The sequence below is a fragment of the Pseudomonas sp. UYIF39 genome (assembly GCF_029963765.1).
Taxonomy (GTDB): Bacteria; Pseudomonadota; Gammaproteobacteria; order Pseudomonadales; family Pseudomonadaceae; genus Aquipseudomonas.
Genome location: NZ_JALBYU010000004.1, coordinates 149,245 through 160,984, shown reverse-complemented (window position 1 = coordinate 160,984; position 11,740 = coordinate 149,245). Strand labels below are relative to the sequence as shown.

Sequence of the window (11,740 nt, the reverse complement as noted above, 5' to 3'; positions counted from 1 at the left end):
TTCTCCTCAGAAGCCGGTTGGGGTGCGGGTGTGCCAGTCAGTGTTCAGCTGATACTGGTGGGCAACGTTCAACAGGCGACCTTCCTGGAAATACGGGGCGAGCAATTGCACGCCGACCGGCAGGCCGTCGACAAAACCTGCCGGCATGGACAAGCCCGGCAGACCGGCGAGGTTGGCGGTGATGGTGTAGACGTCTTCCAGGTACGCAGCAACCGGGTCGCTGCTCTTGGCGCCAAGTTTCCAGGCCGGGTTTGGCGTGGTTGGGCCGAGGATGATGTCGACCTCATTGAAGGCAGCCATGAAGTCGTTCTTCACCAGACGGCGAATCTTCTGCGCCTTCAGGTAGTAAGCGTCGTAGTAACCGGCGGACAACGCGTAGGCGCCAACCATGATCCGGCGCTGAACTTCCGGGCCGAAACCTTCGCCACGGGAACGCTTGTACAGGTCTTCGAGGTTTTTTGGATCTGCGCAGCGATAGCCGAAACGTACGCCGTCGAAACGCGACAGGTTGGAAGACGCTTCTGCCGGGGCGATCACGTAGTACGCAGGGATCGCGTGTTGCATGTTCGGCAGGCTGATTTCCTTGACCACGGCACCGAGCTTTTCCAGCGCCTTGACGCTGTTGTGGATTAGCTCGGCAATGCGCGGGTCGAGACCGGCGCTGAAATACTCTTTAGGAACGCCGATGCGCAGGCCTTGCAGCGAACCGTTGAGGCTGGCGCTGTAATCCGGCACGGGCTCGTCGATGCTGGTGGAGTCTTGCGGGTCGAAACCGGCCATGCCTTGCAGCAGGATTGCGCAGTCTTCGGCAGTGCGCGCCAATGGGCCGCCCTGATCGAGACTGGAGGCGTAAGCGATCATGCCCCAGCGCGAAACGCGGCCGTACGTCGGTTTCAGACCGGTCAGGTTGGTAAACGCGGCCGGCTGGCGGATCGAGCCGCCAGTGTCGGTCGCCGTGGCGGCCGGCAACAGACGAGCGGCAACGGCCGCGGCCGAACCACCGGACGAACCGCCCGGCACGTGTTCCAGGTTCCACGGGTTTTTCACTGCGCCGTAGTAGCTCGACTCGTTGGCCGAACCCATGGCGAATTCGTCCATGTTGGTCTTGCCCAACGTCACGGCACCCGCGGCGGCCAGCTTGGCGACTACGGTGGCGTCGTACGGTGCTTTAAAGTTGTCGAGCATCTTCGAGCCGCAGCTGGTGCGGATACCCTGGGTGCAGAACAGGTCTTTGTGGGCGATCGGCGCACCGAGCAGGGCGCCGCTCTCACCATTGGCCCGGCGTGCGTCAGCGGCTTTCGCCTGCTGGAGCGCCAGGTCTTCGGTGAGGCTGATGAAACTGTTGAGCTGCGGATCGAGCTGGGCGATACGCGCCAGCAGGGTTTTGGTCAGCTCTTCGGAAGAAAACTTTTTATCGGCGAGACCGCGGGCGATCTCGGCCAGAGTCAAATGATGCATTGCAGGCTCTTTCCCTTTAGTCGATGACTTTCGGAACCAGGTACAGGCCGTTTTCGACCGCTGGTGCGATGGACTGATAGGCCTCGCGATGATTGGTCTCGGTCACGACGTCTGCACGCAGGCGCTGGCTGGCTTCCAGTGGGTGGGCGAGCGGCTCGATACCGTCGGTATTGACCGCCTGCATTTCGTCGACCAGCCCCAGAATGCTGTTCAGGGCCGAAGTGATGTGTGGAAGATCGGCATCATTAAGGCCAAGACAGGCCAGATGAGCGATTTTTTCCACGTCGGAGCGTTCAAGCGTCATGGGATTCTCCAGTGGAAGGAAAACAGAACGGATGCTATCCGTGTGTTAGATTGTCGGAACACTACCGCATTTCTACGGTCATAAGGCCGCGATTGTGGGGGTTGGTGCACAGAAAAGCGGCCAATTTAACATATTGGCGCCTTGCCCAAAATCCCTGTCGTTGTTAGAGTTTGCCGCACTTTTTTACCCACGCGTTGCCTAGGGTCCCTTTCCCATGTTCAAGAAACTGCGTGGCATGTTTTCCAGCGATCTTTCCATTGACCTGGGCACTGCCAACACCCTTATTTACGTGCGCGAGCGCGGTATCGTCCTGAATGAGCCCTCGGTTGTGGCTATTCGGACACACGGTAACCAGAAAAGTGTCGTTGCTGTCGGCACCGAGGCCAAGCGCATGCTCGGCCGTACGCCGGGCAACATTGCTGCCATTCGTCCGATGAAGGACGGCGTGATCGCCGACTTCAGCGTTTGCGAAAAGATGCTGCAGTACTTTATCAATAAGGTTCACGAAAACAGCTTCCTGCAGCCTAGCCCTCGTGTGCTGATCTGCGTTCCGTGCAAATCCACCCAGGTTGAGCGTCGTGCCATCCGTGAGTCGGCCCTCGGTGCCGGTGCCCGTGAAGTGTTCCTGATCGAAGAGCCAATGGCGGCTGCGATCGGTGCCGGCCTTCCGGTTGAAGAAGCTCGCGGCTCGATGGTTGTCGATATCGGTGGTGGTACCACTGAAATCGCGCTGATCTCCCTGAACGGTGTGGTTTACGCTGAATCCGTACGAGTTGGCGGCGACCGCTTCGACGAAGCGATCATCACCTACGTGCGTCGCAACTACGGCAGCCTGATCGGCGAATCCACTGCCGAGCGCATCAAGCAGGAAATCGGTACGGCCTACCCGGGCGGCGAAGTTCGCGAAGTCGACGTTCGTGGCCGTAACCTGGCTGAAGGCGTTCCACGCGCATTCACCCTGAACTCCAATGAAGTGCTGGAAGCTCTGCAAGAGTCCCTGGCCACCATCGTTCAGGCTGTGAAAAGTGCATTGGAGCAATCGCCTCCGGAACTGGCTTCCGATATCGCCGAGCGTGGTCTGGTACTGACCGGTGGCGGCGCCTTGCTGCGTGACCTCGACAAGTTGCTGGCCCAGGAAACCGGTCTGCCGGTAATCGTTGCCGAAGACCCGCTGACCTGTGTTGCTCGCGGCGGTGGCCGTGCATTGGAAATGATGGATAAACACACCATGGACCTGCTGTCGAGCGAGTGATCTCGCCCGACGCATCTATGCTGTTGGCGCGCAGGCAGCACTTTGCAGTGCTGCCTGTTGGCGTTTATCTTCTGTCAGTCTGCATCCAGGCCGGTTTGATGCCGTATGAATAAAGAGAACATTTGCCTGGGAGGAGCGGCTTATTAAACCGCTTTTCACCAAAGGGCCTTCACTGGGCGTGCGCTTGTTGGTGCTGGTCGTGCTATCGGTCGCGCTGATGGTGGTCGATGCCCGCTTCACACTGCTCAAGCCAGTGCGTAGCCAAATGTCGCTGGTACTGATGCAGTCTTACTGGATCACCGACCTGCCACAGCGGCTATGGCAGGGTGTGGCCAGCCAGTTTGGCAGCCGTACCGAGCTCGTCGCCGAAAACGAAAAACTCAAAACCGAAAACCTGCTGTTGCAGGGTCGCATGCAAAAGCTTGCCGCCCTCACCGAACAGAACGTTCGGCTGCGCGAGTTGCTCAACTCCTCCGCGCTGGTCAACGAGAAGGTCGAAGTGGCCGAACTGATCGGCATGGACCCCAACCCCTTCACCCATCGCATCATCATCAATAAAGGTGAGCGCGACGGTGTCATCCTCGGTCAGCCGGTGCTCGATGCCCGCGGCCTGATGGGCCAGGTGGTCGAGTTGATGCCGTACACCTCTCGTGTGCTGTTGCTGACCGACACCACTCACAGCATTCCGGTGCAGGTGAACCGCAACGGTCTGCGGGCGATTGCCAGCGGCACTGGCAATCCGGAACGCCTGGAGCTGCGTCACGTAGCCGATACCGCCGATATTAAAGAAGGCGATCTGTTGGTCAGCTCGGGTCTGGGGCAGCGGTTCCCGGCGGGTTACCCGGTAGCGACGGTCAGGGAAGTGATTCACGATTCCGGTCAGCCGTTCGCTATTGTGCGCGCCGTGCCGACCGCCGCCTTGAACCGCAGCCGTTACCTGTTGCTGGTGTTCACCGACGGCCGCACAGCCGAAGAGCGCGCCAACGAAGCTGCCCAGGCTCAAGAAGCCTTGGACCAGCACGGTGGTGGACCAATCATTCCAGCGACAGTACCGAAACCTGCCATCGTCCCGGCTGCTGTTGCTGCGCCCGTGACTCCGGTTGCGCCGACGGCTGCCCCTGCTGCCACAACCCCGCCCAAACCTGCGGTAACTCATCCTGCTGCTGCGAAACCTGCCGCCAGCAAGCCGCCCGCTGCCGCGAAGCCTGCAGCCAAACCGCCTGTCTCTGCGCCGGCTACCACTGGGGGACGAGAATAATGGTTGGTGCTACTGCCTCCCGAAACGACTGGATAGTCTGGCTGACATTCGCCATAGGCATGCTGCTCAGCGTTTCGCCGTTGCCACAATTCATGGAAATCCTCCGTCCGCTGTGGCTGGCCCTGCTGCTGGCGTTCTGGGCGTTGGCCATGCCGCAGAAAGTCGGGATGGTCACCGCGTGGTGCCTGGGCCTGGCTGAAGACGTGCTTTATGGCACGCTGCTGGGCCAGAACGCATTGATCCTGACGCTGATCACATACCTGGTGCTGGCGCTGCAACAACGTCTGCGCATGTTCCCGATGTGGCAACAGAGCCTGGTGATCCTGGTTATCTTCGGCCTCGCGCAACTTGTTCAGCTGTGGCTCAGCGCCCTGACCGGCAATCGCCAGCCGACGCTGGCGCTGGTCTTGCCAGCACTGGTCAGCGCATTGCTCTGGCCATGGGTCAGCTACGGTTTGCGCGGTTTGCGTCGACGCTACAAAATCAATTAATTCGGTCCGGCATTTGCCCGCACTAGACAGGGAGATGTCTTGATGAAAAAGCTATACCTCGCCTCAGGCTCGCCGCGTCGGCGTGAACTGCTCACGCAGATCGGCGTGCCGTTCTCCGCCATCAGTGCGGACATCGATGAAACCCCTTTAGAAAATGAATCCCCGTCGGCCTATGTCGAGCGCCTGGCGCGCGGCAAAGCCGAGGCCGGGCGCAGGGCTGTCGTGTCCGCCGCAGATTTTTGCGTGCTGGGCGCCGACACCGCCGTGGTACTGGACGGAAAAATTCTTGGCAAACCGGTTGATGAAGCGCAAGCGTGCGCCATGCTTATGATGTTGTCCGGGTGTGAACATGAAGTCCTGACGGCGATTGCGGTGCGAGAGGGTGAGCGTTGCGAGTCTCGGGTCGTGCGCAGTCTGGTGCGCTTTCGCAACATCAGTCGCGATGAAGCGATGGCCTACTGGGCCAGCGGCGAGCCGCAGGACAAGGCCGGCGGCTACGGCATTCAGGGGCTCGGCGCGGTGTTTGTCGCCGGGCTCAATGGCAGTTACTCGGCGGTGGTCGGGTTACCGCTGTGCGAAACCGCTGAGCTGCTTGGCCATTTCGGCATACCCTGTTGGCAAACCCTTAACGCGCGTTGAGCGTCGTACTGACAAGATGCGGCCATTATCGTGAACATGCCTGAACGAGACCCTGCCATGAGTGAAGAGATCCTGATCAACATCACGCCGATGGAATCGCGCGTGGCGGTGGTTGAAAACGGTGTTCTGCAAGAGGTCCACGTCGAGCGTACGCAAAAGCGCGGGATTGTCGGGAACATCTATAAAGGCAAAGTCGTCCGGGTATTGCCGGGCATGCAGGCGGCATTCGTCGACATTGGTCTGGACCGCGCCGCGTTCATTCATGCCTCGGAAATTTCCCTGCGCGAAGGCCCGGCGGTCGAGAGCATCAGCGCTCTGGTCCATGAAGGTCAGAGCCTGGTGGTGCAAGTGACCAAGGACCCGATCGGCTCCAAAGGCGCACGCCTGACGACTCAGTTGTCGATCCCGTCGCGGTATCTGGTGTATATGCCGCGTACCGCGCACGTTGGCATTTCGTTGAAGATCGAAGACGAAGCCGAGCGTGAACGTCTCAAGCAAGTGGTCACTGATTGCGTGGCCAAAGAAGGCATCCAAGAGGCCGGTGGCTTCATCCTGCGTACCGCTGCCGAAGGTGCCGGTGCCGATGAAATCCTCATGGACATCCGCTACCTGCGTCGGCTCTGGGATCAGATCAACGAGCAGATCAAAACCATCAGCGCGCCGAGTGTGATCTACGAAGACCTCGGCCTGGCGCTGCGCACCTTGCGTGATCTGGTGAGTCCGAAGATCGAGAAGATCCGCATCGACTCCCGGGAAACCTTCCAGAAAACCACACAGTTCGTCGCCGAGCTGATGCCGGAAATCGCCGATCGTCTTGAGCATTACCCTGGCGAACGGCCGATCTTCGACCTGTACGGCGTCGAAGACGAAATCCAGAAAGCCCTGGAGCGCAAAGTCCCGCTGAAGTCCGGCGGTTACCTGGTGGTCGATCCGGCGGAAGCCATGAGCACCATCGACGTTAACACCGGGGCGTTCGTCGGACATCGCAACCTCGAAGAAACCATCTTCAAGACCAACCTCGAAGCTGCGACCGCCATTGCTCGCCAGCTGCGCCTGCGCAACCTGGGCGGGATCATCATCATCGACTTCATCGACATGGAAGATGAGGAGCACCAGCGTCAGGTGCTGCGCACCCTTGAGAAGCAACTGGAGCGCGATCACGCCAAGACCAACATCATCGGCATCACCGAGTTGGGCCTGGTGCAGATGACTCGCAAACGCACCCGCGAAAGCCTTGAGCAAGTACTGTGCGAGCCGTGCAGCAGCTGTCAGGGCCGCGGCAAGCTCAAGACTCCGGAAACGGTTTGCTACGAGATTTTCCGCGAAATCCTCCGAGAGGCTCGCGCCTATCAGGCGGAAGGCTATCGTGTATTGGCAAACCAGAAAGTGGTCGACCGTTTGCTCGATGAAGAATCGGGCAATGTCGCCGAGCTCGAAGGTTTTATCGGGCGCACCATCCGGTTCCAGGTGGAAACCATGTATTCCCAGGAACAATACGACGTGGTGCTGCTCTGAATCGCTGTCTTTCAACCCTGCTAGAACGGCTGGCCTCAGCTTTTTGCAGTATTTTGCCATGGGAGCCAACTGACATGGAACGTCTGACACGCATTTTGGCCGCACTCACCCGCTGGGGTTTGGGGCTGTGCGCGTTGGTATTGGTGTTGATGGCGTTGTACGTCAGCCTCGGCCGAGAGCTGACACCGCTGGTGGCGGAGTACCGTGCCGAAGTCGAAGCCAAAGCCAGTGCCGCCTTGGGTATGCCGCTGAATATCGGCGAACTGGAAGGCAATTGGAGCGGTTTCGCTCCGATCATGCTGGCTCACGACGTGATGGTCGGCGAGGGCGCCAATGCCTTGCGTCTGGATCAGGTGCGCGCAGTGCCGGATCTGTGGGCCAGTCTGATGGCTCGTGAAGTGCGCATTGCTCACCTGGAACTCAGCGGCCTGAAGATCAGCCTCAAGGAAGGCGAGGACGGGGCTTGGGCGCTGGAAGGTTTACCTGTGCAGCAGGATCAGCCGCTGGATCCCGAGCAATTGCTCAATCGCATGCAGATGGTTCAGCAACTGTCGGTACTCGATAGCCAAGTCACTTTGCAGCCACTGCAAGAGCAGCCGCTGACCCTGACTTACGTCGGGCTGAATCTGAAAACTGGCGTCTCCCGCCAGCGACTTGACGCCCGTTTGACCCTGCCCGACGGACAACCGGTGGCCATCAGTCTGCGTACCCGTCTGCGCGCCAGCGAATGGAAAGACGGCGAGGCCGAAGCTTATTTGAGCCTGCCACAAAGCGACTGGTCGAAATGGTTGCCTGAGCGCCTGACCCAACAATGGAATTTTTCCGAGTTCAAGGCCGGCGGCGAACTTTGGGTGAACTGGAACAAGGGTGCCCTGCAAAGTGCAGCGATTCGCTTGAACGCGCCGCAACTCAAGGGCGCGTACGCCGAGCGCAAGCCGATCCAGATCAACAATCTGGCGCTCAATGGCTATTTCCAGCGCAGCTCCGAAGGCGTGCTGGTAACCCTGGATTCGCTGGCCATGAACTTTGGCGAGACCCGTTGGGAAACGCATCTGCAACTCAAGCAAAACGAGGCGACGGACAAGACTGAAGAGCTTTGGCATCTGCAAGCCGACCGCCTCGACCTCACCCCGATCACCCCGATTCTGAATGCCTTGGGGCCGCTGCCCGAGGGCGTTGCCACGGCCGTCGAGCGGCTCAAAGTGACCGGCGGCCTGCGCAACGTGCTGATCGACTTCCGGCCTAATGCCACCGACGGCAGCAAGTTCAGCTTTGCCGCCAACCTGGATCGGGTCGGCTTCGATGCCTATCACGGCGCTCCAGCGGCGCGAAATGTCAGTGGCAGCATCAGCGGTGATCTGGGCGGTGGCGAGTTGCGCATGGACAGCAAGGATTTTTCCCTGCACCTGGACCCGATTTTCGCCAAGCCATGGCAGTACATTCAGGCCAATGCCCGACTGACCTGGAAACTCGATAAAGAAGCCTTCACCTTGATCGCGCCGTACCTGAAGGTGCTGGGCGAGGAGGGCAAGATTGCCGGAGACTTCCTGATCCGCCTGCATTTCGACCACACCCAGGAAGACTACATGGACCTGCGGGTCGGTCTGGTGGACGGCGACGGGCGCTACACCGCCAAGTACTTGCCGACCATGCTAAGCCCGGGGCTGGACGAATGGCTGCGTACGGCGATTCTCAAAGGTGCGGTGGACGAAGGCTTCTTCCAGTACCAGGGTTCGCTGAACCACGGTGCCGCCGATACTGCCCGCAGCATCAGTCTGTTCTTCAAGGTTCACGACGCCGAACTGGCCTTCCAGCCAGGCTGGCCACATGTCAGCAAGGTCACGGGTGACGTGTTTGTTGAAGACAGCGGTGTGCGGATCCTGGCCAGCAAGGGTCAATTGCTCAATACCGAAGTCAGCGACATTTACGTCAATATTCCCCATGTGCCAGCAGGGCAAAACGTCCACCTGTTACTCGACGGTGAATTCGCTGGCGGGTTGGGCGATGGCTTGAAAATTCTCCAGGAAGCGCCGATCGGCACCGCAGCGACCTTTGCCGGTTGGGAAGGCGAGGGCGATCTGCAAGGCAAACTGAAACTGGATATTCCGCTGGTCAAAGGCGAGCAGCCGAAGATCCTCGTCGACTTCAAGACCGCCAAGGCCCGTCTGAAACTGGCCGAGCCAACCCTGGAGCTGACTCAGCTCAAAGGCGATTTCCGTTTCGACAGCAACAAGGGTTTGAGCGGGCAAAACATCACCGCGCGCGCCTTCGATAAACCTGTCGCTGCACAGATTTTCGCCGATGGTGGCCCCGGCAACCTCAAGACTCGCGTCGCCGCCTCGGGCCAGGTCGAGGTCAAGAAACTGACTGACTGGCTGAGTGTTACTCAGCCGTTGCCAGTGTCCGGTGTGATCCCTTATCAGCTGCAACTGAACCTTGATGGGGCCGACAGTCAATTGATGGTCAGCTCCAACCTCAAGGGCGTTGCAATCAATTTGCCGGCGCCGTTCGGCATGGAGTCCGACGTCGGCCGCGACACCACGTTCCGCATGACCCTGCAGGGGGCCGAGCGGCGCTACTGGGTGAACTACGGTGAGCTGGCGAACTTCACGTTTGCGGCACCGCCCGGCAATTTTGCCGACGGGCGCGGTGAGTTGTTCCTGGGGGGCGGCAATGCCGTGCTACCTGGCGCCAAAGGCCTGCGGGTGCGCGGTGTGCTGTCGGAACTGGACGTAGGCCCCTGGAAAGACCTGGTAGACAAGTACCCCGGCCGGGATCCGGGCGGCAACGCCAAACAGTTGCTCAGCGGTGCGGATTTCAAGATTGGCACGCTCAGCGGTGTCGGCACTACGCTCGATCAGGCTTCCGTACAGTTGAATCGAAAACCTGCCGCGTGGGCCTTGCAACTCGACAGCCAACAGGTGAAGGGAAGCGCCAGCATCCCCGATGCGAAAGCCGCGCCGATTGCGGTCAACCTGCAATACGTGCGTTTGCCTGCCCCAGACCCGACGGTCCTGGCCGACGAAAACTCGCCAGATCCGCTGGCCTCGGTGGATCCGACGAAGATCCCGGCACTGGATATCACCATCAATCAACTGTTCCAGGGCAAGGACCTCGTCGGGGCCTGGTATCTGAAAGTCCGTCCGACCGCCAAGGGCGTTGCGCTTAATACGCTGGATCTGGGCCTCAAGGGCATCCTCCTGCAGGGCAGTGGCGGTTGGGAAGGCACGCCCGGTTTCAGCAGCAGTTGGTACAAGGGCCGGATCAGCGGCAAGAATCTCGCCGATGTACTGAAGGGTTGGGGCTTTGCGCCGAGTGTCACCAGTGAAGATTTTCATATGGATGTCGATGGTCGCTGGCCCGGTTCGCCGGCCTGGCTGGCCACCAAGCGCTTCTCTGGAACCCTCGATGCTTCGCTGAATAAAGGTCAGTTTGTTGAAGTCGAGGGCAGCGCCCAGGCGTTGCGAGTGTTTGGCTTGCTGAACTTCAACTCCATCGGCCGCCGGTTGCGTCTGGACTTCTCCGACCTGTTTGGCAAAGGCTTGAGTTATGACCGGGTCAAAGGCCTGCTGGTCGCGACCAACGGTGTATACGTGACGCGTGAGCCGATCCGGCTGACCGGTCCGTCGAGCAACATCGAACTCAACGGTACGCTGGACCTGGTGGGCGATAAGGTCGATGCCAAGTTGCTGGTGACGTTGCCTGTGACCAACAACCTGCCGATAGCCGCGCTGATCGTCGGTGCACCGGCTATCGGCGGCGCGCTGTTCCTGATCGATAAGCTGATCGGTGACCGTGTGGCGCGTTTCGCCAGCGTCCAATACACCGTCAAGGGGCCATGGAAAGAGCCGAAAATCACCTTTGACAAGCCTTTTTGACAACGCCACCCCTATGGTCGATGGAGTAGCATGGCCGTAAGTTCCCTGTATGTGTTGATTCCAGATTAGGAAAAGGCCATGTCTTTTGCGGTGATTCAAATGGTCAGCCAGAGCGATGTGCTGGCCAATCTGGCCCAGGCTCGTCGGCTGCTCGAGCAAGCGGCGGCCGGTGGTGCCCGGCTTGCCGTACTGCCGGAAAACTTCGCCGCCATGGGCCGTCGCGACATTGCCGACATCGGCCGCGCCGAGGCATTGGGCGAAGGCCCGATCCTGCCATGGTTGAAACAGACCGCCCTCGACCTCAAGTTATGGATAGTAGCCGGCACGTTGCCGTTGCCGCCGGTGGATCAACCGACGGCCAAAGTGCATGCCTGCTCGCTGCTGGTGGATGACCACGGCGAAACCGTTGCACGGTATGACAAGTTGCACCTTTTCGACGTCGATGTGGCGGACAATCGCGGGCGTTATCGCGAATCCGATGACTATGCTTATGGCAGTGGGGTAGTCGTGGCGGACACGCCCGTCGGTCGAGTCGGGCTGACGGTGTGTTACGACCTGCGCTTCCCGGAGTTGTACAGCGAATTACGCGCTGCCGGGGCGGAGTTGATTACCGCACCGTCGGCCTTTACCGCGGTGACCGGCGCGGCGCATTGGGAGGTGTTGATTCGCGCGCGGGCCATCGAAACTCAATGTTATGTGCTCGCGGCTGCCCAGGGTGGGACGCATCCGGGGCCGCGAGAAACCTTTGGCCATGCCGCGATAATCGACCCGTGGGGACGTGTGCTGGCGCAACAGGATCAAGGCGAGGCCGTGCTGCTGGCCGAACGCGATAGCAGCGAACAGGCGTCCATCAGGGCGCGGATGCCGGTGTCCAGTCACCGGCGCTTTTTCTCGCAGGGCGCCCGGCGACCTGCCTCAGAACGATGAATTTAAGGCGTAAAGCAT

9 protein-coding genes are annotated in these 11,740 nt (G+C 60.0%); 7 read left to right on the top strand and 2 right to left on the bottom strand.

What is annotated here, in order from left to right:
* Positions 1–6: 6 nt before the first annotated feature.
* Together gatA and gatC are read right to left on the bottom strand one after the other, a co-directional pair.
* Entirely contained in the window at positions 7–1,458 is a 1,452-nt protein-coding gene (gene gatA / locus MO767_RS07335; RefSeq protein WP_282479985.1) for an Asp-tRNA(Asn)/Glu-tRNA(Gln) amidotransferase subunit GatA, read from the bottom strand.
* 16 nt (positions 1,459–1,474) lie between these two features.
* Positions 1,475–1,762 carry an Asp-tRNA(Asn)/Glu-tRNA(Gln) amidotransferase subunit GatC gene (gatC, locus tag MO767_RS07330; protein ID WP_008026876.1) on the bottom strand — a complete coding sequence of 96 codons (288 nt, stop codon included), beginning with the start codon at positions 1,760–1,762 and terminating at the stop codon, positions 1,475–1,477.
* Between the two features lie 214 nt (positions 1,763–1,976).
* Between gatC and mreB the strand changes: the two genes are divergently transcribed.
* The 7 genes from mreB to MO767_RS07295 all read left to right on the top strand — a co-directional run bounded on the left by mreB (position 1,977) and on the right by MO767_RS07295 (position 11,722).
* Entirely contained in the window at positions 1,977–3,014 is a 1,038-nt protein-coding gene (gene mreB, locus MO767_RS07325; protein WP_002555108.1) for a rod shape-determining protein MreB, read from the top strand.
* A gap of 142 nt (positions 3,015–3,156) precedes the next feature.
* Positions 3,157–4,272 carry a rod shape-determining protein MreC gene (gene mreC / locus MO767_RS07320; RefSeq protein WP_282480099.1) on the top strand — a complete coding sequence of 372 codons (1,116 nt, stop codon included), beginning with the start codon at positions 3,157–3,159 and terminating at the stop codon, positions 4,270–4,272.
* Positions 4,272–4,763, top strand: coding sequence for a rod shape-determining protein MreD (mreD, locus tag MO767_RS07315; protein ID WP_282479984.1), 492 nt, complete (start codon positions 4,272–4,274; stop codon positions 4,761–4,763). Before mreC ends, mreD begins: the two co-directional genes overlap by 1 nt.
* A 42-nt stretch (positions 4,764–4,805) precedes the next feature.
* The gene (locus tag MO767_RS07310; RefSeq protein WP_282479983.1) at positions 4,806–5,402 is read left to right on the top strand and encodes a Maf family protein; all 597 of its coding nucleotides are present in this window, start codon (positions 4,806–4,808) and stop codon (positions 5,400–5,402) included.
* 57 nt (positions 5,403–5,459) lie between these two features.
* Positions 5,460–6,917, top strand: coding sequence for a ribonuclease G (rng, locus tag MO767_RS07305; RefSeq protein ID WP_033058026.1), 1,458 nt, complete (start codon positions 5,460–5,462; stop codon positions 6,915–6,917).
* Positions 6,918–6,991: 74 nt separating this feature from the next.
* Positions 6,992–10,795, top strand: coding sequence for a YhdP family protein (locus MO767_RS07300; protein ID WP_282479982.1), 3,804 nt, complete (start codon positions 6,992–6,994; stop codon positions 10,793–10,795).
* Between the two features lie 78 nt (positions 10,796–10,873).
* Entirely contained in the window at positions 10,874–11,722 is an 849-nt protein-coding gene (locus MO767_RS07295) for a carbon-nitrogen hydrolase family protein (protein WP_282479981.1), read from the top strand.
* Positions 11,723–11,740 lie beyond the last annotated feature (18 nt).